This is a genomic window from Peptococcus simiae, assembly GCF_046569735.1.
Classification (GTDB): Bacteria; Bacillota; Peptococcia; order Peptococcales; family Peptococcaceae; genus Peptococcus; species Peptococcus simiae_A.
In genome coordinates, this window is record NZ_JBKICG010000001.1 from 45,274 (window position 1) to 67,984 (window position 22,711).

21 protein-coding genes and 1 tRNA gene are annotated in these 22,711 nt (G+C 51.2%); 3 read left to right on the forward strand and 19 right to left on the reverse strand.

The features are described from left to right. Nucleotides 1–165: 165 nt before the first annotated feature. Nucleotides 166–236 (forward strand) — tRNA-Cys (locus tag ACLGL1_RS00230). A 137-nt stretch (nucleotides 237–373) separates the two neighbouring features. On the opposite strand, the gene ACLGL1_RS00235 is transcribed toward ACLGL1_RS00230, so the two are convergent. The 15 genes from ACLGL1_RS00235 to ACLGL1_RS00305 form a co-directional block, all read right to left on the reverse strand. After that, nucleotides 374–886 (reverse strand): ferritin, encoded by a 513-nt coding sequence (locus ACLGL1_RS00235; RefSeq protein ID WP_411006791.1) that lies wholly within the window; start codon nucleotides 884–886, stop codon nucleotides 374–376. A 94-nt stretch (nucleotides 887–980) separates the two neighbouring features. Continuing rightward, on the reverse strand, nucleotides 981–2,426 hold the full coding sequence (locus ACLGL1_RS00240; protein WP_411006792.1) for a sensor histidine kinase: 1,446 nt from the start codon (nucleotides 2,424–2,426) through the stop codon (nucleotides 981–983). 2 nt (nucleotides 2,427–2,428) lie between these two features. Then, nucleotides 2,429–3,127, reverse strand: a complete 699-nt coding sequence (locus ACLGL1_RS00245; RefSeq protein WP_411006793.1) for a response regulator transcription factor — start codon at nucleotides 3,125–3,127, stop codon at nucleotides 2,429–2,431. A 1-nt stretch (nucleotide 3,128) separates the two neighbouring features. Then, nucleotides 3,129–4,442 carry a hypothetical protein gene (locus ACLGL1_RS00250; protein ID WP_411006794.1) on the reverse strand — a complete coding sequence of 438 codons (1,314 nt, stop codon included), beginning with the start codon at nucleotides 4,440–4,442 and terminating at the stop codon, nucleotides 3,129–3,131. 42 nt (nucleotides 4,443–4,484) lie between these two features. Next, complete coding sequence (locus ACLGL1_RS00255; protein WP_411006795.1) at nucleotides 4,485–5,243, reverse strand: ABC transporter permease; 759 nt, start codon at nucleotides 5,241–5,243, stop codon at nucleotides 4,485–4,487. After that, entirely contained in the window at nucleotides 5,233–5,955 is a 723-nt protein-coding gene (locus tag ACLGL1_RS00260; protein WP_411006796.1) for an ABC transporter ATP-binding protein, read from the reverse strand. The genes ACLGL1_RS00255 and ACLGL1_RS00260 overlap by 11 nt, the downstream gene beginning before the upstream one ends. A 12-nt stretch (nucleotides 5,956–5,967) precedes the next feature. After that, nucleotides 5,968–6,972 (reverse strand): ABC transporter substrate-binding protein, encoded by a 1,005-nt coding sequence (locus ACLGL1_RS00265; protein ID WP_411006797.1) that lies wholly within the window; start codon nucleotides 6,970–6,972, stop codon nucleotides 5,968–5,970. 8 nt (nucleotides 6,973–6,980) lie between these two features. After that, nucleotides 6,981–8,081, reverse strand: a complete 1,101-nt coding sequence (locus ACLGL1_RS00270; protein WP_411006798.1) for a Nif3-like dinuclear metal center hexameric protein — start codon at nucleotides 8,079–8,081, stop codon at nucleotides 6,981–6,983. Next, nucleotides 8,062–8,769, reverse strand: a complete 708-nt coding sequence (locus ACLGL1_RS00275; protein WP_411006799.1) for a tRNA (adenine(22)-N(1))-methyltransferase — start codon at nucleotides 8,767–8,769, stop codon at nucleotides 8,062–8,064. The genes ACLGL1_RS00270 and ACLGL1_RS00275 overlap by 20 nt, the downstream gene beginning before the upstream one ends. Beyond that, the gene (pgeF, locus tag ACLGL1_RS00280) at nucleotides 8,766–9,587 is read right to left on the reverse strand and encodes a peptidoglycan editing factor PgeF (RefSeq protein ID WP_411006800.1); all 822 of its coding nucleotides are present in this window, start codon (nucleotides 9,585–9,587) and stop codon (nucleotides 8,766–8,768) included. Before pgeF ends, ACLGL1_RS00275 begins: the two co-directional genes overlap by 4 nt. Before the next feature lie 11 nt (nucleotides 9,588–9,598). Beyond that, the gene (cydC, locus tag ACLGL1_RS00285; protein WP_411006801.1) at nucleotides 9,599–11,320 is read right to left on the reverse strand and encodes a thiol reductant ABC exporter subunit CydC; all 1,722 of its coding nucleotides are present in this window, start codon (nucleotides 11,318–11,320) and stop codon (nucleotides 9,599–9,601) included. Next, on the reverse strand, nucleotides 11,313–13,022 hold the full coding sequence (gene cydD / locus ACLGL1_RS00290) for a thiol reductant ABC exporter subunit CydD (protein ID WP_411006802.1): 1,710 nt from the start codon (nucleotides 13,020–13,022) through the stop codon (nucleotides 11,313–11,315). The genes cydC and cydD overlap by 8 nt, the downstream gene beginning before the upstream one ends. Before the next feature lie 131 nt (nucleotides 13,023–13,153). Beyond that, nucleotides 13,154–14,161 carry a cytochrome d ubiquinol oxidase subunit II gene (gene cydB / locus ACLGL1_RS00295; RefSeq protein WP_411006803.1) on the reverse strand — a complete coding sequence of 336 codons (1,008 nt, stop codon included), beginning with the start codon at nucleotides 14,159–14,161 and terminating at the stop codon, nucleotides 13,154–13,156. After that, nucleotides 14,152–15,555, reverse strand: a complete 1,404-nt coding sequence (locus ACLGL1_RS00300) for a cytochrome ubiquinol oxidase subunit I (RefSeq protein WP_411006804.1) — start codon at nucleotides 15,553–15,555, stop codon at nucleotides 14,152–14,154. The genes cydB and ACLGL1_RS00300 overlap by 10 nt, the downstream gene beginning before the upstream one ends. Nucleotides 15,556–15,654: 99 nt before the next feature. Further along, nucleotides 15,655–16,383: a metallophosphoesterase gene (locus ACLGL1_RS00305; RefSeq protein WP_411006805.1), complete on the reverse strand. Its 729-nt coding sequence runs from the start codon at nucleotides 16,381–16,383 to the stop codon at nucleotides 15,655–15,657. Between the two features lie 88 nt (nucleotides 16,384–16,471). Between ACLGL1_RS00305 and ACLGL1_RS00310 the strand changes: the two genes are divergently transcribed. Further along, nucleotides 16,472–17,287, forward strand: a complete 816-nt coding sequence (locus ACLGL1_RS00310) for an undecaprenyl-diphosphate phosphatase (protein WP_411006942.1) — start codon at nucleotides 16,472–16,474, stop codon at nucleotides 17,285–17,287. 37 nt (nucleotides 17,288–17,324) lie between these two features. Here the strand turns inward: ACLGL1_RS00310 and ACLGL1_RS00315 are convergent, their stop codons facing one another. The 3 genes from ACLGL1_RS00315 to ACLGL1_RS00325 all read right to left on the reverse strand — a co-directional run bounded on the left by ACLGL1_RS00315 (nucleotide 17,325) and on the right by ACLGL1_RS00325 (nucleotide 20,103). Then, the gene (locus tag ACLGL1_RS00315) at nucleotides 17,325–17,972 is read right to left on the reverse strand and encodes a glycoside hydrolase family 73 protein (RefSeq protein ID WP_411006806.1); all 648 of its coding nucleotides are present in this window, start codon (nucleotides 17,970–17,972) and stop codon (nucleotides 17,325–17,327) included. A gap of 177 nt (nucleotides 17,973–18,149) precedes the next feature. Continuing rightward, on the reverse strand, nucleotides 18,150–18,914 hold the full coding sequence (locus ACLGL1_RS00320) for a ribonuclease HII (protein WP_411006807.1): 765 nt from the start codon (nucleotides 18,912–18,914) through the stop codon (nucleotides 18,150–18,152). A 10-nt stretch (nucleotides 18,915–18,924) separates the two neighbouring features. Further along, nucleotides 18,925–20,103 (reverse strand): DNA polymerase IV, encoded by a 1,179-nt coding sequence (locus ACLGL1_RS00325; protein WP_411006808.1) that lies wholly within the window; start codon nucleotides 20,101–20,103, stop codon nucleotides 18,925–18,927. Between the two features lie 101 nt (nucleotides 20,104–20,204). Here ACLGL1_RS00325 and ACLGL1_RS00330 point away from each other — a divergent pair, with 101 nt between their 5' ends. Beyond that, nucleotides 20,205–20,480 (forward strand): hypothetical protein, encoded by a 276-nt coding sequence (locus ACLGL1_RS00330; protein ID WP_411006809.1) that lies wholly within the window; start codon nucleotides 20,205–20,207, stop codon nucleotides 20,478–20,480. 82 nt (nucleotides 20,481–20,562) lie between these two features. Here ACLGL1_RS00330 and ACLGL1_RS00335 read toward each other — a convergent pair whose 3' ends face one another. Then, complete coding sequence (locus ACLGL1_RS00335) at nucleotides 20,563–22,632, reverse strand: stalk domain-containing protein (protein ID WP_411006810.1); 2,070 nt, start codon at nucleotides 22,630–22,632, stop codon at nucleotides 20,563–20,565. Nucleotides 22,633–22,711: the final 79 nt, after the last annotated feature.

Consider the following 22,711-nt stretch of genomic DNA (forward strand, 5'->3'; position numbering starts at 1 on the left):
CCGCTGGCGGCAAACTGCCGGTCATATCTCAAATGTATGAGATATTTAATCTTTTTATTATTTATTGCTTAGAGAAAGTATCTGTCCTTAATCTCAAACTATAATCTTTTCTCTTGACTTTAAGGTCAACAATGGATATAATAAATTTGTTGTCACAGTAAATTTGGCGACATGGCCAAGTGGTAAGGCAGAGGACTGCAAATCCTTTACCCCCAGTTCGAATCTGGGTGTCGCCTTTTAAAAAACGGTTTCCGAGAAAAACTCGGAAACCGTTTTTTTATTTTCATTATCTTTACTAGATCCGACTATATACCAGTCCTATATCTAAAAATAAAAAAAGCCAGTGACCAAGGTCACAGGCTTAAAGGCAAGATTATTCATTAATGGTCGGCTCAACATAGGTTCTGCCAGCTAGGTCTTGGTTCATTTCCCAGAGGGCATGTTTATCTTCACCAAAGATTTCATAGCGGTCAATTAAATCCTGGGCGTTGACTTCTTCTTCATATTGTTCACGAACAAACCAGTCTAAAATTTGACGGGTCCGGTAATCATTCTCTTCATCAGCCAGCTTGTAGAGCTTATTGATGGAAGCGGTGATTTCCTTTTCGTGGGCCAGGGAACCGTCAAGGGGTTCTTTGTAGTCGTTATAGACTTTACCGGGTTTGTCAATGGCTTCCAATTCAACCTTGCAGCTATGGTCAAGCAGGTAGTTGACGAAAATCATCCCATGGGCGACTTCTTCTTTTGCTTGAACGGTAAACCAGTTTCTGAAGCCATCTAGGGATTCATCAGCATAGTAGTTAGCCATTTCAAGATAGAGGTAGGCAGAGAAAAATTCTTTATTGATTTGTTCATTAATCGCTTTTGCCATTTTTTCACTTAACATGCTATTATCTCCTTCTAACAATCTACCAGTTGCTAAGGTTTGCTACTGTCTACATACCCAAGCCCGGCCTTTCCAAACAAAAAGCCGGCAGATCCTAGGATTCTGCCGACTCGGTATCTTCAGTTAAGTGGAGCATCTGCTCTTCCAATTGGCGATCAGCAACAGGCAAGACGACAGATACCTTGGTGCCAACGCCACGGATGCTATCGATATACAGGGTCCCCTTATGCAATTCTACGATTTCATTGGCAATGGATAAGCCCAGGCCTGTACCGGCCTGCTTGGTAGACCCCTTGTAGAATTTTTCCTTGACCCGTACCAGTTCGTCTGACCCCATACCGGGCCCGTTGTCTTCGACGGTAATAACGACCTGGTCATCCAGCATATGGGACTGGATGATGATTTCAGCATTGGCCCGTCCTTTAACAAATTTAAAGCTATTGTCGATAATGTTGATAAGGACCTGGCGGAGCCGGTCTTCATCAGCCAGAATCATAGGTTCTTGGCTGTCTAGGTGAAGGCGAATGACGACTTCCTCTTGGCTGGCCCGGGCTGCAAACTGGTGATAGATCCCCTTGAGCAGGTCATCTAACCAGAGGGTATCAATATTCAGCTCGATACGGTGGGATTGTAATTTAGAAAAATCCAAGAGGTCATTGACCAAGTGAATCAGGCGGTTGGTTTCCCGGTCAATAATCCCTATGCCCAGCCGGACGGTTTCATCATCTTTAATATTGTCATCGATGGTTTCCGCCCAACCCTTAATCGACGTGAGCGGCGTCCGCAATTCGTGAGAGATGCTAGAGATAAAGTCTGTTTTGGCCTGGTTACTCCGACGAATTTCATCGGTCATTTTATTGAATACATTGGCCAACTGGCCGATTTCATCGTGGTAATAGCGCCTGGCCTTAACGGTCAGGTTGCCGGCGGCCACCTCTCGGGTGACCCGAATCAAGTCCTTGATGGGGACTAGAATACGATGGCTCATCATATAGCCCAGCAAGGCCGCCACTAAAAGAATGATAAGGCCGATAATAAGGGCCATAACGGCATTGCTCCGCATAACGGCATGGGCCGGTGACATGGAGCTCACATAACGCAAGACGCCGATGACCTGGTCCCGGTCCTTCAAGGGAACGGATACAGACATGATTGGCTCATCCGTCGTGGTTTTTCCCCGCCAGATGGCAGTGTTCCCGGCTAAGGCTTCATCATAGTCCTTGCCCAAGGTGATATGGCTGGATCGGTTACCTGTATTATCCACGATAAACTGGCGGTCTTGACCATATACCTCAACGAGGGCATTTTCGTCGACTTTCATATTCTCATAGATAAAGGCGGCTTTGTCATCGATGGTGCCTGAGGGGGCATACTTGTCATACATGGTTGCACTGGCTTCGGCGTGGTTAATGAGGGTTTGGCTCATCCCGGATACATAATACTGGTAGATGGCCATGCCAAAGAGGCTTTCCATGATCAGGACAGTGATAAGGCTAATCAGAACATAGCTGTAGGTCAGCTTGCGCCCAATGCTTGGCACAATTAATCACCGCCCCACCAGCGATACCCATAGCCCCACACTTTTTCAATAAATTTGGGGTCTGATGGGTCATCTTCTATTTTCTGGCGGATCCGGCGGATATTGACATCCACGATTTTAAAATCCCCTACATAATTATAGCCCCACACATTATTTAGAATCTCATCCCGGTGGATGGCTTTATTGGCATTTTCCATAAAGTATTTCACCAGGGAAAATTCTATGGGCGTCAATTCAATTTCTTCGCCATTTTTGGTAAAACGGCGCTCATCTACCACCAGGCGGAAAATGCCCGACTGAAGGTCGTTCTCATCCTCTTGGATATCTTCCACTTGAATGGATAGGCGACGCAGCAGAGAGTTAATCCGAGCCAGGAGCTCTTTGGGGCTAAAGGGCTTGACGATATAGTCATCTGCCCCGGCTTCCAGCCCTTCTATTTTGTTATCTTCCTGGCCTTTAGCGGTCAGGATAATAATGCCCAGTTGGGGGAAGGCTTCCCTAGCCTGCCGACAAACTTCAAAGCCATTTACCCCCGGCAGCATGACGTCTAGCAGGATGACATCAATGCTATCATCTAGTAAATTAATGGCCTCTTCCCCACTGCCGGCTTCAATCACATCAAAATTATTTCTCTTAAGATTAACTTTGATAAAGCCGCGAATGGCTTCTTCATCTTCTACTACCAGTATTTTTGTTGCCATTTTACCGGCCTCCTTCAATACGGAATGCTTCTGCAATATCGGCAGTTGTAATTTTGGTGGAGCCAAAGCTATCCTTACCCAGCTTGGCCAAGTAAATCCGCTGGTTAGACGGCGAAGCGCCTAAGAAGGTAAATGCCTCTTTCAAAGCTTTAAGATCGGTATCCTTGTCCACTTCCCGGGTGATGATGGTCACCGAGGGTTCGCCAGTATTATTGTCTTTATCATAAAGCTTCAATTGGTTGTTACCACTCTGAGGAACATATTGATACTGTAAACTGCCCAGCCAGCTGGTGGGAACCATAAAGCGATAGCCATCGGCTTTATTATCGATATAGGCCTGGATGGGATTTAACCCGGCTGCCCCATCCCAACTGCTCCAAATCTGCAGAAATTCACGCGGTTCCATTTTAGATGCATCGGTTGGCGGACGGACAGAGAGCACGTCCAGGACGCCATCATCGTTAATATCGCGAATCATCCCTTCCGGCTGTTCGGCCAGGGCATTAACATAGAGGACTTCCCGCCGCAATTGTTCACGGAAGGTCCCATCTTGGTAACGCAGGAGGACCATATTTAAACTGTTAAAGTCAGTACTCAGGGCCAGGTAGAGGCCTGATTCCTCTAGCGATATGGCCCCATACCGCATCCCTTGGCAGAAACCGTCATACTGGCGGCGGAAGGTCCGGCCTAACTGTCCCTCTGCCCACCCATACATATTTAAGTCGGTGGTCGGTGTTTCTGAGCTGGTATCTGTCAGGGCCGTGATTAGGGTCATATGAGCATTATTTTGAAGCGATGCAAAGGCCAGGTGGGTATAGTTGATTTGGTCAACGAGAACAAGCCCCTTCTTCTGGTCTGCACCAAAAATATAGAGGGTATTATAAGCCCCGCTGTCGATGCCGACAAAAAGCTCATCTTTACCATCGCCAGTAAAATCCAGTCTTTTAAAATAGGAGACCGCCCGACCCGAAAGCCGCTTTTGCTCCCAAACAATCCACTGGCCATCTTTTTGTTTTTGCAGGATATTCATTCCTGTTTGATAGCCATTATTTTTGGCCCAGAAAACAACTTTTTCATCCTTACCATCACCAGTTAAATCAAGGTTAATATAAGGTGCTGGATTCTCCATTTTAGCCGGTACGACCAAGTGTTCATCATCAGCCAGTAAAGACATAATAATTTTACGCTCTTTTAACTGGGCGGTATCATTCACCGGTGCCGTAATCAGATTTTCGGGCTCAGCCAAAACCAGGGAGCAGCCGGCCAAAAAAGCCAGGGTAGTCATTAGACAGAGCACCTGGATTATTTTTTTCATAGGCATTCTCCTTCTTTGAGGCTATTATACTCAAAGATCTTCTTATCCACAAGTTTTCAGTCCATCTGCCCGCTTCCAGCGGCATAGGCGTCGCTCAGCCAAGCCAATCATTTCATACAAAAAAACGCCCAGCAAAGAGAGGGCGATGATAGCCCCATACATGGCCGCATAGTCCCGCCGTTCCATACCATCTAAAATAAGGGCCCCGAGGCCATCAAAGGAGGCAAAGGTTTCGGCGAAAAAGAGGACTGAAACGGCTGTCCCCATACTCACCCTTAAAGCGGTAAGCAGGTCCGGCAGACACCAAGGCAAGAGCAGGTGCCTAAAGGCTTGAATCCGGGAAGCAGAAAGCATCCGCATTGCAAGAAGGCTCTCTGCCGGCACAGCTGCAGCGGCATCCCGCAGGACAACTAATAGCTGAAAGAATACTATTAAGGCAATCAGAAAAATTTTAGGGGCATTGCCCAGGCCTAAGAGGACCACAAAAATCGGCAACAAGACCACTTTAGGCACCGGGTATAGGATTGAGATAAAGGGATCTAGCAAGCGGTTCAGCTGTTTCTTCCTCCCCATGGCCAGGCCCAGAGGCAGAGCAAAGATCAGAGCCAGGCCTGTTCCGGCCAAGACCCGCATCAGGCTAATTATGAAATCCTTGGCCATCGCCCCCTCCCTGGCCAGGTCAAAAAAGGCCAGCAAGGATTCCAGGGGGGTGGGCAAAAAGGGCTTGTCAATCAAAAGGCTAAGGCCATGCCAGCCGGCGAGCAAAATAAGGGTTGCAAGTAGAGCGGTCTTATATTTCATAGTTATCCTCACTCAGGGCCCGGGCAATCCGATCTTTTAAATTGGACAAGTCATTTGGGTACTGCTTTTTATGTAAGATGAAGCTATTGCCATCCGGTTGTAGGAGAAAAAAGTGGTCTGCCAACCGTACAGCTTCTTCAATCTGGTGGGTGACTAAGATGCTGGTCATATTACTTTCAGCTAACAAGGCCAGCAAAAAGCCCTGTAATCTTTCTCTGGTAAAGGCATCTAAGGCTGAAAAGGGTTCATCTAATAACAAGACTTCAGGGCGTGTCATCATGGCACGCCCTAAAGCAATTCGCTGCCGCTGCCCACCGGATAAGCTCTGGGGGTAGCGGTCTGCATATTCTTCTAATTGGAGCTGGGCCAGCATCTCCTGAACAGCCCGCTGCCGCCTTCTTTTATCGATACCCTTGAGGCGGAGGGGCAGGCCCAAATTGTCACTGACAGTTTTCCAGGGAAAGAGGCCATAGCTTTGAAATACCATCTGAATCCCTTCACAGGGGCCCAAGAGGGGCCGGCCCTGATAGCTGACCTGGCCCTGGTCCGGCAATAATAAACCAGCCAGTACTTGGAGCAGGGTGGTCTTACCGGACCCGGATCGGCCGATAATGGCCCAGTGCTCACCGGCCCCTATGCTCAAATGGATATCCTTCAGGACAGGCTTACCGTCCGGATAGGAAAAATTCAGCTTGGATATTTCATAAACCATCTTCTACCTTCTTTATTTGATAAATGCCCGGTCAACCATCTCTTCATACTTATAAGCCTTATCAATCAACTGGCGGTCTAAGAGCCAGCGACTGACCCGGCCAACTTCTTCTTCACTGGGTACAGCTTTCGGGGTATAGGTTGGCATCCGGTAGCTGTCTTTCAGGGTATCCGGCACATGGGCGTTTTCCAAGGCTAGGGCCCGGTATTGATCCGGCTTGTCATTAATCCGCTGCATGGCCTCAAAGTAGGCTGCTGTAAATTTTTTCAGGGCCTCTTTTTGCGTCTCAATGGCTTCTGTAGACGCTAGGACGACGGACTGGGAAAAGTTCTCCGTTAAGGTGGTATCATCAATAACAACCTTGGCCCCTTGCTGGACCGCTGCACTGGCCAGCGGGTCTGGCAGAATTGCGGCATCAATATCCTTCCCGGCGAGGAGGGTTTCCATCCGCAACATCAGGTCCGGCATGTTGACCCGGTCGACACTGGACCGGTTAATCTTGTAATAGTCCAGGTACTGGTCTAATAAGAAATCCATCATGGTGTTATTGGAGATGGCCACCCGTTTCCCCTTCAAATCTTCCGGCTTTTCAATGCCGCTATTGGGAGCTGCACAAATTAAAAACCGGCCTTCTTGAGGGGTTGCACCAAAGGCATAGGAAATAATCCGGGTATCCGTTCCGCTTTTTTTCATCAAGCCCTGGACAATCATATCATTCATGACCACATCCAGCTGGCCTGCTTCAAAGGCCTTGGATTGGTCAATGCTGCTCTTAAAGGGATAGAGCTCAACTTGAACGCCTTTTTCTTTAAAAAGGCCATCCCGGTCCGCCACAATAAAGGGGAGGACATCATCAATAGAGAGGACGCCAACCCGGAGGACTTGCCCCTCTGGGCTGGCAGCTGTTGAGCCGGTCTCCGATGCTTCTGACCCGGAATCTGCCTGACCACAGCCGGCAAGGCTGGCGGCCAGCAGGGTTAAAACAATTACTGAAGAAATGACTTTTTTAAGAACCATAGAACACCTCACATAAACATATTTTTTTCTCCTGCATCAATAACGACATTCAAGCGATGGGCAAAAATATGGTCTAAGTGGTCCTTAACAGCCCCTAAGACGGGCCGTTCACTGGCAAAGTGGGTCGCATCAATAAGGGCGATATCGGCTTCGCGGGCTTGTTGAAAGTCATGGTAGCCTAGGTCACCGGTAATATAACAGTCTGCCCCTTTGGACTTGGCTTCTGCAATATAGCCGGAGGCCGACCCGCCACAGAGGGCAAGGGTGGTAATGAGCCGATCGTCATCCGTGCTGGACTGGATGGGCGTTTTGAGCCGGTCGCTAACGATTGCCTTAAAATCTTTAAGGGCAAGGGGTTCGGGCAAGCGTCCTATCCGGCCCAGGCCCCGGGCCTCTGACCGGCCTTCCTGGCGGAAGAGGTCATAGGCCACTTCCTCATAGGGATGGGCCTGGTGCATGGCGGCTAAGACGGCCGGCAAGGCCGGGCTGGAAAGCAAAAGTTCTAAAACCACTTCCGGCACCGTCTCCACCTGTCCGGCTTCTCCCAAGTATGGGTTGGCCCTTTCCTTGGGGCGAAATTGTCCCTGGCCGGTGACTTGCCAGGCACACTGGTCATAGTCACCCTGGTTACCGGCACCAGCAGCGAGCAAGGCCTCTTTTAACGAGTCCAGATGGCTTTCAGGTACAAATACACGCAGCTTGTAGTAGGCTTGCCTTTCCGTAACGGAAAGGGGTTCCCGATCCTCCAGATTGAATAGGTCAGCCAGGACATCATTGACGCCGCCCTCACAGATATCCAGGTTGGTATGGGCAGAAAAAAGGGCCATGTCATGGCGCACCAGGAAGGCCAGTTCCCGGGCCGGAGAGGCCGTTTCCGCCAGGGACTTGACCGGCTTAAAAATCAGGGGGTGGTGAGTGATAACCGCCTCACACCCGGCCTCTTTTGCCCGTTGGAGCACATCCATAGTAGGCGTGAGGGCTAGGAAAACAGCGGTCACTGCCTGGCCTGGCCGGCCGCAGGCCAGACCGGGGTTATCCCAAGATTCTGCCAGCCGGCTTGGGGCCAGTGCTTCCATTGCCTGGATGATATCATGCATCTGAATAGCCATATCGCTTCTCCCATTCCTTCCAAATCGCTTCTAGACTGATCATTTTTTCCCCAACTGTCGGATGCCCTGCTGCGGCAAGGGCCATTTTAGCCAAGGCCCGTTGGTCTGCTGCCTTCCGCCAGGCCAAGTAGGTCCGGGACAGACTATCCCTTCCCTGAGCAATGACGGGCCCTAGGCGGATGTCCAGCGGGCTAAGCCCCTTAGGCTCTGACACCTTATCCAAAACAATAATTTCATAAAAGTAGCCATCTTCCATGACAACCTGTTCATCATAGATGGCATAGCCTTGGTCTTGAGCCCATTGGCGCACCAGCCAAGGGGACCGTTGGGGGGACAGGATAAGGCGGCCGGCGGCCTGGGCCACTTCCGGCCTGGCCTTGAGCATCTGTTCAATGAGCTTACCGCCAACGCCGGCAATGACAACCACATCACATTCACCGGGCGCAAGGACAGTGAGTCCATCGCCCTGGCGAAATAACAACCGCCCCGATTGAATCATTTCTTCTGCAGCCGCCCGGCGGGCACGACGCAAGGGCTCAGACCGGAGGTCTGCTGCGATGGCTAGGTCCACCTGGTCCGCCAGCACTAAGGCACGGGCCAGTTGGGCATGGTCACAGGCAATATCCGCCAGCCGGCTCCCTTTCGGCACATAGCCACCGATGGTTTGCAGGCGGTTAGAAAGCATCATACCGCCCCATCGAGCATAATAAAGGCACCCATCCGGCCGGTTTCAGCAAAGCTCCGCCGGTGGGAAAAGAAGAGGTCATTCCGGCTAAAGGTGCACAGGTCAATGTGGTCAATGTTTTCCCGACGGATACCGGCCCCTTCCAGTTGCCAGGTTAAGGCCAGGCGAATATCGAACAGGGCCTTATGGTCATAGGGACTTTCCCGCAAGAGATCCATCCAGCTGCCACAATGCTTTTGCACCCCTTCAATAACTTCCGTTGATACCTCAAAGGCATCCGGTCCAATACAGGGACCAATGACCACCTCAATCTCTGCAGGATCACTCTCAAAATACATGCCCATGGCCCGGACTGTTTCACCGGCAATCCCACTGACGGTCCCCCGCCAACCGGCATGACAGGCCCCAATCGCCTGGTGGTAGGGGTCATAAAAGAGGACCGGCGGGCAGTCAGCAAAGGTCACAAACAAGGCGCAGCGATTGGCATTGGTAACCATCCCGTCTGCTTCTGCCGGCACGGAGGCCAGGTCTAAATAGCCCTTGCCCTTATCTTCTTGGCCGATATAGGCTACCCGGTTACTGTGCACAAAGGAAAGGCTAACAGCCTCTTCCGGGTCAATGCCAAACTGGCTTAAAAAGCGGATGCGATTGGCCTGGACACATGCCGGCTGGTCTTGGGTTTTTAAGCCTAGGTTCAACCCGCGATAGGGGTAGCGACTCACGCCACCCAAGCGGGTTGAAAAGGCATGACAAAGACCGGCATGCCGGTCAAGACTTGAGGCCGTCAGCCAAGTCAACATTCTCTCCGTTCTTAATTCCACCATTTGCCCTCCTATATTCGCTCTTGTTCTAACCGCCACAAATTCTGGTAATCTTCCGATGCTGCCAATAATATTGAATGAGGACCACTTGCGCATATTTTACCATGTTGGAAGAGGTAAATAAAGTCAACAAAGGGTAACGTCTTTAATTCATGGGTGATTAAGATCACCGTCTTATCGGCTGCCCACTGGTCTAAAAAGGCATCCAGCATCTGGGAGGTTAGGCCATCTAGGTTATGCAGGGGCTCATCTAAAATCACAATATCCGGATTTTGCAAGATCACCCGGGCCAGGGCCAAGCGCTGGCGCTCCCCACCGGACAGACGTGTCCCATTTTCTAAAATGGAGGTATCTAATCCTTCCGGCCAAGCCGCAAGTAACTGGTCCAGATGGACAGCCTTGAGAACTTCCATGAGCTCTGGGTCCTCTGCTCCCGGTTTGGCCAAGCGCAGGTTGTCCCGGATAGAGGTGTTGAAAAAGGCCGGCGTTTGCTCCAAATAGCCAATGCTATCCCGCAAAAAGTTATCGTCTACCTGGTCCAGGGGCAGGCCACCTAGGCGCACCACTCCCTTATCCGGCCGCCACAGGCGGAGCAAGAGCCGGACCAGGCTGGTTTTACCGCTGCCACTGGTCCCCACAAAGGCCACATGGCGGCCATGAGGAATATCAAGGTTAATATCCTTGAGGACCTCCCCCTCTGCTTGATGGTAAGAAAAGCCCATCCCTTCGACCTGGATATCCAGGTTGGCCGGGACCTGCCCGCCAACCGGCGGAAGGGGCCTGCTGGGCCGGATATCTGCCAATTCTTTGGCGGCCTCTAAGGACATCCAACACTCGCGCAGGGCCTGGGGTAACTGGTTCAGGGTTTCAAAACTGGCCATGGCCACGAGGGTCAACATGGGCAAGACCCAAATTGATAAGTTTCCGGCCCTGACTGCCGGTGCTGTGAGCACTAAAACGCCCAGGGCTGTGCCATGGGCTAAAAAGGCCAGGCCGTGGATGGCCAGTCTTTCAACCCAGACCCCCTGCCTTTGCGCTTGTAAGTCAGCATGGGATAACTGGTTGACCTTGTCTTCTAAATTATCGCCGAAATCACTGGTCTGCCATTCAAAGAGGCCGTGAAAGATATCCGTAAAGGTATTGGATAATTCATCCCTGGCCTGGCGTCTCCTATGGTCAATCTTGATCTGACTACGCACCGAGAGGAGCGGGACCAGGCAGAAAGAAACCAGTAAGGCACAGGCTAGGAGGATACCGGCCGGCAGCACATAGAGGCTGGTAAAAATAGAGGTCCCCAGGATGACCAAAATCGTCCCCACCGGCAGGGAAACCACCCGGAGGTAAAAGTACTTGAGCACCTCCACATCACCGATGAGGCGGTTATAGAGCTGCCCTTCCGAATAACCCTGGATCAGATCTGGGACCAGAGGTTCTAGGCGGTTATAAAGAGCCTCCCGCAGGCCTGTTAAAATCCGAAAGGCCAGGCTGTGGTTATAGAGGCGTTCCGCATAGCGGACGGCTGCCCGCCCCGTCCCAAAAAAGCGGACCCCGGTAATCAAGGGCATGAGCAAGAGGAGCTCAGGCTTTAGGGCCGCCCGGGTCAAGAGGACCCCTGATGTGGCCAGGAGGCCTACATTCCCAAAAACCGTGAGAGCCACCAATAAGGCCCCTAGGATAATCCGATACCGCATCGGCTTAAGCATCTGCAGTAAAAATGGCCAGGCCTCACGCATGGCTACCACCTCCTGTCAGGGCATAAAAGGCCCCTTGCCGGGCCATCAACTGGTCATAAGTCCCCCGCTCCACCAGCCGGCCCTTAGCCATGACCAGGACCTGGTCGGCATCCCGGATGGTGTGGAGCCGGTGGGCGATCATAAGGGCTGACCGGCCGGCCAAAAGATTTTTCAGGGCACTGAGAACCTGGTCTTCACTGGCCAGGTCCAGGTGGTCTGTCGGTTCATCCAGAAAAACGACTTCCGAGGCCTGGTAAAAGACCCGGGAAATAGCCAGTAGGGCCGTTTGACCGCCGGAAAGAGTATGGACCCCTTGTCCGACAGGGGTCTTCAGACCTGTAGGCAGGTCAGCCAGTAGGTCGGTCAGTCCTGATACCTCAGCTGCCTGCCTCACCCGTTTGGGGTCCGGTTGGTCTTCCAGGGCGATATTATGGGCGATGGTGTCCCGGAATACATAGGGGTCTTGGGGGACCAGGCCAATTTTTGCCTGCCAGGCGGCAACCTGGTCCTTGAGGGGCTTGCCGTTTAAGAGGATTTCACCAGCTGTTGGCTCAATAAAGCCCAGGGCCAGGTATAAAAGGGTGGTCTTCCCACTACCGCTCATGCCCACCAGGGCGACTTTTTCGCCAGCCTGCCAGGTAAAGCTGATATCCTCCACCGCCAAGGCCGGACTGCCCGGATAGTGGTAGGACACCTTTTTAAATTCCAAGTGGTCAAAGGCCGGGGTCGGTCCCTGGACCTGGGCCTGCCGGTCCGGTAACTGTAAGAAGGCATAGATATCCTGAGCCGCTTCATCGGCATCCATACCGGAGTGGAAAAACCCGCCCAGTTCCCGCATGGGCTGGTAGTATTCCGGGGCCAGTAAGAGGATGAAGAAGGCCGGCAGGTAATTTAACTCCCCGGTCACCAAGCGTAGGCCCAGGCCCACCGCAACAATAGCAATGGACAAGGTAGCCGCCAGTTCAAGAACCAGGGACGATAGAAAGGCCCAGCGCTGAACCTTCAAGGTCGTTACCCGGTAACTTTCACTGACTTCAGCAATCCGCTCACCCTGGTCCTTGCTTCTGCCAAGAATTTTAAGGGTTTCCAGGCCCCGGAGTACATCTTGGAGATAGGCCGCTAAAATCTGTAGCTTTTTCCATTGCAGGTGGGTAATGCTGGTCGTCCACTTGCCAATCAAGACCATAAAGAAGGGAATGAGAGGCAGGGTGACCACCATGACCAGCCCACTGATCAGGTCCAGACGAAAAATAAAGATTAGAAAGCAAATCGGAGTCCCAAAAGACTTGACCAACTGGGGCAGGTAGCTGTGGAAATAGACCGCCAGCTTATCCACCCCTTCCAGGTAGGTGGTCATCAATTGACCGATGGACTGGGAGCGAACGAGGAGCGGGTTGGTCGTCTTCATCTTCTGGACCAGGGCCTCCCTCAGCTCCACTTGGATTTTCTCGCTTAATTGCAGGCCAAAGAAGTCAGCGCCCAGCTGGCATAGGACCTTAACCGCCAAGCCCAAGAGCGTTAAGAACAGGTAGCCCTTTAATCTAGCCTCCCCTATTTCCGAAAAAATCAGACCATCAATGAGAGAGGCCAAGGCCCAATACTCTACAACCGTCGCTAAGGCCCCTAGTAAGGCCAGTAGGACCGTAAGAGCAAAAAACAGCGGGGACTTTTTAAGTTCACCCAGTAAATTTTTATTAATCAAAAGAAGCCTCCCCCATAAGGCAGCATAGCCGGACGATGATTCGACAGATTAAAAACCATGAAGCGAAGTCGACTAAAGGATCATAAAAGAAAACGGCCACCCAAGGGCGGCCGTTTTAAGCTTACCTGATTTTAATAATGGACGTCTTCTTTCTTAACCCGTTTCCGGAATACATAGAAGGACCAGGCTTGGTAGGCCAGTACCACAGGTACCAGGCAAACAGCAACGATGGTCATGAGCTTCAAGGTGTATTGGCTGGAAGACGCATTATAAATATTCAAGGACCATTCAGGGTTTAAGGTAGAAATCATGATATTCGGGAAGAGGCCCACAAATACCGTGACAGTGGTCAAGGCAATGGCTAAAGCGATGATGATGAAGGCAATGCCATGCCGGCCTTTTAAGTTGAAGAGTACAGATAAGATCATGCAAACTGCAGCGCCTGCACAGAGGGCAAGGCAAACCGGTTTGTCAAACATACCTGTGGTAAAGTAGGCATATACAACCCAAAGGACTGTTGCCACAATCATACCAATCCCAAGCTTAGGTGCCAAGGCATGCAACCGGTCAAGTACGACAGGTTCGCCGACTTTCAGTTGCAAGTAGGTAGCCCCATGATACAGGAAGACCAGGGCAAATACAATACCGCCGAGGATGGTGAAGGGAGATAAGAGGGTAAAGAAATTACCGACAAATTCCATTTTTTCATCAATCGGCACACCGGCCACCAGGTTGGAAACAGCAACGCCCCAAAGGACGGCTGAAAGCAGGGATGTAACGGAAATAATGTTATCCCAGCCATTCCGCCAGCTGGTGCTGGCTTGTTTAGACCGGAATTCAATCCCGCAAGCCCGTAAGATTAGGCAAATTAGGATCAGGAAGAGGGCCAGGTAAAAGCCACTAAAAAGGGTAGCATAAACGTGGGGAAAGGCTGCAAAGATAGCCCCACCGGCCGTAATTAACCATACTTCATTTCCATCCCAGAAAGGCCCAATCGTGTTTAAGACAACCCGTTTCTCGTCATCGGTCTTGCCCACAATAGGGATGAGGGCCCCCACACCATAGTCGAACCCTTCTAAGAAGAAGAAGCCGATAAACAGGACAGTGACTAAAATGAACCAGATAATATTTAAATCCACAATGAGCCCTCCTCTTTTGCCATAGGTTCTTTGGCTTCATCGTCAATTTTTCTAGCGTATTTTACAATAAGCTTTACATCAATAATCGCCAATACCAAATAAACCAAGGTGAAGCCAATCAGGGTGATTAACACATAACTGGCAGGCATTGCTGTCGAAACAGCGTCTTTGGTTTTTTGCAAGCCGTAAACAATCCACGGTTGACGACCCATTTCGGCAATTAACCAGCCAAAGGTATTTGCCAGGTAGGGTAAGGCAATGGCCGGCAGTAAAATCTTATAAAGAAGATTAACTGCACCACCATCATGGTATTTCTTCCGCCATGCAATGAAAAGGGCTGCTAAGGCCAGGACAATCATCAGCATGCCGGCCCCAACCATGATGCGGAAGCTCCAGAACATACTAAATACGTCCGGAATGTAGTTCCCTTCGCCATATTCTTGGCTGTATTGGTCTTGCAGGTCATTAATCCCTTGGACTGGGTCAGTGAAGTTGTTGTGCGTCATAAAGGATAAGAGTTTCGGAATAGCGACTTCTGTGGTATTGGTGCCCTTGTCCTGGTCAATCCCTGCAAAAAGTGCAAGCGGTGCTTCTTCAGTGGTTTCCCACAGGGCTTCCATGGCAGCCAGTTTCATCGGCTTTTCAGCGCCCAGGTACTGGGTCTGGAAGTGGCCAATGCCGGCTACAGCTAAGGAAGCGATAATCGCAACGACGGCAGCAATCTTAAAAGAAGATTGGAAGACGGGCTTATACTGACCCTTGGCCAGGTGATAGCCACTGATCCCTAAGACAAAGAAGGCTGCTGTACATAAGCCAGCGGTAAAGACGTGTGGGAATTGATGCAGGACGTAGGGATTGGTAATGACTTCTAAGAAGCTGGTCATTTCCGCCCGATCCATTCCACTTTCGTGGGCGACAATCTGATAACCGACAGGATTTTGCATGAAAGAGTTCGCAATCAAAATCCAAACGGCAGATAAGTTAGAGGCAAAGGCAACCAACCAGATGCAGAGACAATGAATTTTTTTAGGTAACCGGTCCCAGCCGAATACCCAAATCCCAATAAACGTAGATTCAATAAAGAATGCAGCTAAGGCTTCAATAGCCAAGGGTGCACCGAATATGTCCCCCATGAAGCGGGAATATCCGGACCAGTTCATACCAAACTGGAATTCCTGTACCAAACCGGTGGCTACCCCTAATACAAAGTTAATAATAAATAACTTACCCCAAAATTTCGTCATGGTTTTATATTTGGGATCACCGGTGCGCACGTATTTGGTTTGCATTAATGCAATCATAATAGGCAGGCCCATGGTCAACGGTACAAAGAGAAAGTGATAGACCGTTGTAATGGCAAACTGCCAGCGTGCTAATAACAACTGCTCAAACATAAACTAACCTCCCTTTGATTTGAACATGGACGCCTCTAAACTCCCTACAAATTTTGCATGCCATGTCCTTTTTAATATAACCTTCATTGTCACCTTTTCTCAATATTTATTATAGATATTAACCGGAGAAAAATCAAGGTAATCTGATGAAACCAATTGAAATTCTGTCATTCCCATGGAAACTTTTTGAAAACGGCAGCAATCTGCCCCATGTAAATGACCGTATACACAATAATTGATCCGGTATTTTGTCAATAATTGCGTAAAAATACTTGTCTCACCCGCTTCCTTAAAGGGTGGGAAATGCATGAGGGCAAATCTCAAGTGAATATCCTCCGGGATCTTACTGAGGCTGGCCTCTAGGCGCAAAACTTCCCGCCTGATCATTTTAGCCTGGTGGCCCCCTCCCTCCTGGTCGTAAAAGCTCCAGCCCCGGCTGCCGGCAAAGGCCATATCGCCGAGGACCACACAGTCATTGTGGATAAGGTGGATACTGGCCGGTAGGCTATCACGCAACCGGCGGATGCTCTGCCACCAATTATCATGGTTTCCGCGGCAGAGGATTTTTTGCCCGGGTAAGGTTTCCAGCCATTCTAAAGAGGGGAGGACATCTTCCAATTTGTTTCCCCAGCATAAATCGCCGGGCAACAAGACAATATCCTTTGGGCCGACCTTGGCCTGCCAGGCCGCTTCTATTTGTGCCGTATGGTCTAGCCAGTGGTCGCCGAAAACATCCATCGGTTTGGCCAGGTCAGGGGCTAGACCGATGGAAAGGTGCAGGTCACCTATGGCCCATACTTTTTGATAATCGTTTACCGACTTGGTCACAATAATCCTTTCTAACCTCTTGAACCCAAATGGCCTATCCATTAAAATAAGCATATTGCCATTTGATCTTAGGAGGAAAAACGTGAATATAGCTGAATTACTAAAGATTTTAGTACTTGGCATCGTGGAAGGGATCACAGAGTGGCTCCCGATCTCAAGTACCGGTCACATGATTTTAGTTGAAGAATTTATCAAGTTAAATGTTTCCCGAGATTTTTGGGAAATGTTCTTGGTGGTCATCCAACTGGGGGCTATTTTAGCCGTTGTCGTCCTCTACTTTGAAAAGCTCAACCCCTGGGCTAAGAAGAAGAGTCCTTCCGAAAAGAAGGCAACCTTTAATTTATGGGGCAAAACCCTGGTTGGCTGTTTACCGGCAGCTATTATCGGTCTGCCCTTGGATGACTGGATGGAGGCCCACTTTTTTAATGCCACAGTGGTTGCCATTGCCTTAATTGTGTACGGGGTCGTCTTTATCTTAATTGAACGCCGGCACAGCTCAGGGCATTTTAATATTGAATCTTTTGACCAGCTCAGTTATAAAACAGCCCTGGCCATCGGTATCTTTCAGGTCCTCTCCCTTATTCCGGGGACTTCACGATCAGGTTCTACTATTATCGGTGGGATGTTATGCGGGACCTCCCGCTTTATCGCCACAGAGTTTTCCTTTTTTATGAGCATCCCGGTGATGTTCGGTGCCAGCCTTTTAAAGCTGGTCAAGTTTGGCTTTGACTTTACAGCTGTCGAAGCCTTTTACTTAATCTTTGGCATGGTCGTTGCCTTTGTGGTCTCCATCATGGCTATTAAGTTTTTACTAAACTACTTAAAACGCAATGACTTTAAGGCCTTTGGCTACTACCGGATTGTCCTGGGGATGGTGGTCTTGAGTTACTTCTACCTCTTTTAAGCTGTAAGCGTCTGATGACCTGTCATCAGGCGCTTTTTTATTGGTCATATTGGCCCAGGTCATAGGTATGGATGATTTGAATGAGTTTTTGGGCATAGGCCGGGTCAGTGGCGTAACCGCCTTTGACCAGGGCCTTGGCTGCCGCTTCCGGGGTCTCTGCCTCGACGACCCCCCGGTACCTGGGTAGGGTCCCGACCAGCTTGGTGTAATCCTTTACCGAGGCCTCGACCGAGTCATAGGCCCGAAATTTGGCAGAAACGGTAATGGATTCGCCGCCCAGGACTTCTTCTGTATCATAGGTGACTGCATCTTCCTTACCAGTCCGTTTGACACCAAAATAATTATTATGAAGGCGCGCTAAATCCGATTGACCAAAGCCAGACTCTAGAGCTGATTGGGCTAGGATTAGGGAGGGATGGATGTGGTGTCGATTGCCATATTTTTGAGCAATAGGTGCCATTTGTTCAAAGTAGAATTCATGGCTACCGGTATAGTCAATGGTTACCGCCCTTGGACTGGAGGGGTTATTGAGTAAGATAGCAAGAGCCAAGAGGACAAAAAAGACAGCAATAATCACCAGGCGGTTTTTACTTTTTAGGGAACGACGGCGCTGAACAGTTTTTTTATGTCTTTTATTTTTCGGCGTCGGTCTTTTTCTCACGGGCCGCTTACGGGGCTTGGCCATAGACACCTCCTTATCATCCTAATATATTTTATTGTACCTTAATTACGGCATTTTCCAAAACAATTCAGTAGACATAAATTTCTTTTAAGTAAGATAAAAGGCTGGGAGAGGATACCTGTTTGCTTTCTAAGGCCCCTCGACCTACATCAAAAGCAACCAAATCGCTTTAGCTTTTTTCTAGCCAAGGTTAAAGGACCGTCGGTGGCAGGGGGATGGGCCCAGCTCTCGGAGGGCTGCATAGTGGTCGGCGGTGCCATAGCCCTTGTGCCGGGCCAGGCCGTAGCCTGGATATTTTTCATCCAGCTTAACCATGAGGGCATCCCGGTGGACCTTGGCTAAAATAGAAGCGGCTGCGATTGAGGCACTGACCTGGTCACCGCCGATGATGTTTTCCTGTTTAAAGGCCGGGGCCAGCCGGTTGCTACCGTCTACGAGGACAATGGAAAAGTCACCCAGGGCCCCCAGGGCCCGGTTCATGGCCAATTCCGCCGCATGGAGGATATTGATCCGGTCAATTTCTTCCACGCTGGCCTCTCCAAGGGCATAGGCCAGGGCCTGGCTCTGAATTTGTCCGGCCAGGGCCTGGCGGCTTTTTTCGCTTAATTTCTTAGAATCGTTTAAACCCGGTAGCAGGAGCCCCTCCGGCAAAATCACGGCAGCAGCAATAACCGGCCCGGCTAAGGGGCCGCGGCCGGCCTCGTCTGTGCCGGCAATCCGGACATAGCCCTGGCTTCTTAGCCGGTTTTCATGGACCCAAAGGGCCCTCAGCCGGTCCTCCTCTACCTTTCTCTGCACCATTTGCCTTTCCAGCTGGTCAGCTAGAAGTTGGAGGCCCCGGCGGGCATCAGCCCGTAAGGCTGGGATGAGGGCCTCCTGGTCTGCCGGGGGCATATTTTGCACCTGTGCTTTCACCTGGGCAATAGATTGCTTATAAAAAGTCATCTTTGACCTCCTATCTTGGACGATGGTCCCCTTTTTTCGGTAATTGGATGGCCCGCATCATGCTGTCCTTGCCATACTTGACCTGGAGCCGTTCAATCAGCCGGTCCAGGTCATCTAGGTCACCGCTTTCATTAAAAAGGGCCAGCTGGACATCCGGGTCATTTTCACCACTTAATTGGGAGGCCGTCATGCCAATGAGCCGCAGGGGAGCCCCGGTATAGCAGTCCTCCAGGAGGGCATTCGTCGCCTGCCAAAGGGGCTTAAAGCCATTGACCGGCCAGGGCAGCTGGACCTGCTTGGTATGGGTGGTAAAATTGCTGAGCCGCCATTTTAAGGTGACGGTTTTTGCCAATAGCCCTTCCCGCCTTAAGCGCTTGGATACATCCTGGACCAGGTCGGCCAGGATTTTTTTGAGGGCCTCCTTATCGGCAATATCGACGGAAAAGGTCCGTTCTCGGCCAATAGACTTGGCCTCCCTTACGGTCACGACCGGCCGGGGATCGATGCCATTGGCCCGGTCATAAATATCGCTGGCCCGCTTGCCCAATAACCGGGCCAGGCTATCTACATTGCTCTTAGCCAGGTCTTCAATGGTGTAAATGCCCTCGCCTTCCAAGAGGGCCTGGGTATGAGGGCCAACCCCCATCATCCGGCCAACGGGCAGGGGCCATACCTGGTCTTTGAAATTCTCCTGGCTAATGACCGTCAAACCGGCCGGCTTATTAAAATCGCTGGCCAGCTTGGCGGCGAATTTTTGATAGGACACCCCTACCGAACAGGTCAGGCCCCGCAAGGTATAAATCCGGTACTGGATGGCCTTGGCCAGGCGAATGGCCGCTGCCATATCTGCTGTTTGGTCGGTCACATCTAAAAAAGCCTCATCGACAGATAAAATTTCCATGGTGGGGGTGACCTTGCTCAGTAGGCCCATAATCACCTTAGATTCCTGCCGGTAGGCATCTTTTCTAACCGGTACATAAATACCTGCCGGGCAAAGGCGCTTGGCTCGCATGACGGGCATGGCTGAGTGCACGCCAAAAGCCCGGGCCTCATAGGAGGCCGTCGTGACCACACCCCGGGTATCGGAAGCCCCGGCGACAATCACCGGCTTGCCCCGCCATTCGGGATGGTCCCGTTGCTCAACTGAGGCAAAAAAGGCATCCATATCAATATGTAAGATTCGACGCATCAGCTTCTCCTCCTCCCCTTAATACTACCCTGTAAAAGGAATCTGGGCAACAGAGTTGCGCCTTTTTTCACCTATGATATAATGACAGCTGAGGTGATAAAATGAAATTTAACGGTGCTCTGGTAAAGACCGAAGAACGCGTTATTGGCGTAGCTGTCGTTGAAAATAATTTCCTGGATTTAGACCCTGAAACCCGGGCCAAGCGGATGCTCCAGTATCATAAGGGCTTTGGCGGGAAGGTCCCTGTGGTGGTCCTCTTAGAATCCATCGAAAACAAGGAAAAATATTGGGGCCGCCCCGATTTAATTCCCTTGGTTAAGGATGTCCCCCTCAACATGATGACCTTTAAAACCTGGACAGCCCCGGATGAAGACTAAGCTAGCTAAAAAGCCGGGCCGAATGATTTGCTCATTCGGCCCGGCTTATTATTTGTCCAATTTTCGCCAAAGATTCGCTCGGCTATTCCTTTGGTGCAATAATGCTAACGGTCCGGCTTTGGTCGTTATATTCCACCTGCATCCCTACCGTCTCTGCAATAAAACGGATGGGGACGAAGGTACGGCCATTGCGAATTTGTGGGGATACATCAATGGGTCGGCTGTCCCCGTTCACTGTCACCCGGTTTTCATCAACCGGCAGGAGGATATGGGTATCGCCAAGGACCACCTCCACTTCTCGCCGCTCATTGGACCAGGTCACTTGGCCGCCATAGGCTTCAGCAATGAGCCGCAGGGGCACAAGGGTCCGCCCTTCATGAATATAGGGCGCCACATCCAGCTGATGAGCCTGGCCATCCAGCCAATACTGGCTCTGACCAATGCCCAGGTCTAGCAAGCGATAGGCCGGGTTACCCAGGTAGGATTCGGTGGTATGGTTGCCAAAGGTCGCCTTAATTTTACCGTTTGGCAGCTTATTGAGCTGGTTGATGGTAAAGCTGCCGTACTCGCCGGTGATGTCACCGGCAAAGCCTTCTAACTGCCACTGAATAACCCGGGGAGATAGCTCTATAGACCGACCATCCAGGGTTTTAGCAAAGACCCGGGCATTGACGACTTCGCCGGGCTGGACCACAAATTTGTCCAGCTGGATCCGGATGCCGGACACCGCTTCCGGGCCCTGGATGACCAGGTCCTTGTGGGCAATTTCCCGGCCATCGGCCAGGGCCTTAATGGGAACCGTACCCGGCTGGAGGGCTACAAACCAGGGACCATCCCAGATGCCGTGCTGGCCACCGTCTGTATAGGTTAGGGCCAGGCCCTGGGTGGCCTTGGGATGGTAGTTGGCATCCCAAGCCTTTTCTAAGCCAAACTGACCGCTCTCCCCTTGTACCAGCCGTGAAGGACCGGAGATTTTTCCGGCTACAACAGGCCCTTCCGGCGTTTCATTGAAAATCCCGATGCCATTGACCACAGCCCTTTGGGCCCTAAAGCCTTCCGGAGCAATGGTGACCTGCCGGTTAAAGCTCCCCAGGGGCCGGCTCACCAGGGTGCTGGACCCGCCACCATCCAGGTTGACGGCCTTATAGGCCCCTAGCGCCTGCATAAAACGGCTGAGCTGGCCCAGGGAAAGGCCGGCGCTCCTGCTGGTCCGCCCTTCTGCACATACAAAGTAAACCGTCTTGCCGTCAGCTGAAATACCGGCGGCGGTCCGGGCCCGGACGCCCCCTAAGACATTGATATCCTTGGTGTAGGGCACCAGCTGGCCGTCATTGACCAGGAGGGCATGGCCCCCAACCAGGAACTTCCACTGGCGGTCTGGTTGGACGCCGGCCCAGACTTGGGCCTTTTGGCCTATTTTCAGGTGTTTTTTGACAAAAAGTTCACCCTGGCCATTGGCCTGTAAAATGACCTTCCCATCCGGCACCGGATAGGGTAGGGTTTTCCCATAGGAGATCTGCTCGACCGTGCCATCGGGACCGATGAGGACTTCCGTATTGGTGGCATGGCCTCGGGAAGCGCTGCCCCAGAAATCATTGTACATCTGGATGGTATCGGTATGGCTTTCCTGGCCGGAGGGGTCATGCCAGTAGTAGGTCTTGTTCAGGCCATCCAGGGGGAAGCTGGCCCCATCGGCGGCCTTGATGCCACCATTAAAGGTCATGGCTTCGATATGGGCTGTGCCGCCGGCATCAATACCCAGGGAGTAAAGGCCGATAATCACCGCCGGCGAGCTCTGCAGGCGGCCGTTCACAATAGATGGGCCAATAGGCGAGCCCTGCAGGGCCATGTTGAAGTAATCGCCATTCATCATAGCGACTGCATTGGTCCGAGCGCTCATTTGACCAACCGTTGCCCGCCGGGTATACTCACCGGCACCGGCCACCAGGCGCAAGTCGGTGTTGGGGTTGGTTAAGTCACACCGCCACACCCCAATTCGGGCATTCTGCCAGTGGTGCATTTCTTCCACAACACCCGGCGCAATCGGTTCAGACCGGACCACTTGGGCCTGGGCCGGGTCTGTAGTGACCAGGGACCAGGCGGTTAGGCATAGGGCCCCGGCCATCAAGGCCACAATTCTTTTTTTCAGCATTAGGAAACCTCCTTCAATCGTCTTTACCTTTACTATAGCTGAAGGAGGCCCCGCCCTCAAGTTTTCCCGGCAACTGTTT

Coding starts and splice junctions, on each gene's coding strand:
- ACLGL1_RS00260 (WP_411006796.1), bottom strand. CDS start 5,955: ATGGTTTATGAAATATCCAAGCTGAATTTTTCCTATCCGGACGGTAAG.
- ACLGL1_RS00265 (WP_411006797.1), bottom strand. CDS start 6,972: ATGGTTCTTAAAAAAGTCATTTCTTCAGTAATTGTTTTAACCCTGCTG.
- ACLGL1_RS00275 (WP_411006799.1), bottom strand. CDS start 8,769: ATGATGCTTTCTAACCGCCTGCAAACCATCGGTGGCTATGTGCCGAAA.
- ACLGL1_RS00335 (WP_411006810.1), bottom strand. CDS start 22,632: ATGCTGAAAAAAAGAATTGTGGCCTTGATGGCCGGGGCCCTATGCCTA.
- ACLGL1_RS00235 (WP_411006791.1), bottom strand. CDS start 886: ATGTTAAGTGAAAAAATGGCAAAAGCGATTAATGAACAAATCAATAAA.
- ACLGL1_RS00250 (WP_411006794.1), bottom strand. CDS start 4,442: ATGAAAAAAATAATCCAGGTGCTCTGTCTAATGACTACCCTGGCTTTT.
- ACLGL1_RS00325 (WP_411006808.1), bottom strand. CDS start 20,103: ATGCGTCGAATCTTACATATTGATATGGATGCCTTTTTTGCCTCAGTT.
- ACLGL1_RS00320 (WP_411006807.1), bottom strand. CDS start 18,914: ATGACTTTTTATAAGCAATCTATTGCCCAGGTGAAAGCACAGGTGCAA.
- ACLGL1_RS00245 (WP_411006793.1), bottom strand. CDS start 3,127: ATGGCAACAAAAATACTGGTAGTAGAAGATGAAGAAGCCATTCGCGGC.
- ACLGL1_RS00315 (WP_411006806.1), bottom strand. CDS start 17,972: ATGGCCAAGCCCCGTAAGCGGCCCGTGAGAAAAAGACCGACGCCGAAA.
- ACLGL1_RS00255 (WP_411006795.1), bottom strand. CDS start 5,243: ATGAAATATAAGACCGCTCTACTTGCAACCCTTATTTTGCTCGCCGGC.
- ACLGL1_RS00270 (WP_411006798.1), bottom strand. CDS start 8,081: ATGGCTATTCAGATGCATGATATCATCCAGGCAATGGAAGCACTGGCC.
- ACLGL1_RS00300 (WP_411006804.1), bottom strand. CDS start 15,555: ATGTTTGAGCAGTTGTTATTAGCACGCTGGCAGTTTGCCATTACAACG.
- cydC (WP_411006801.1), bottom strand. CDS start 11,320: ATGCGTGAGGCCTGGCCATTTTTACTGCAGATGCTTAAGCCGATGCGG.
- ACLGL1_RS00330 (WP_411006809.1), top strand. CDS start 20,205: ATGAAATTTAACGGTGCTCTGGTAAAGACCGAAGAACGCGTTATTGGC.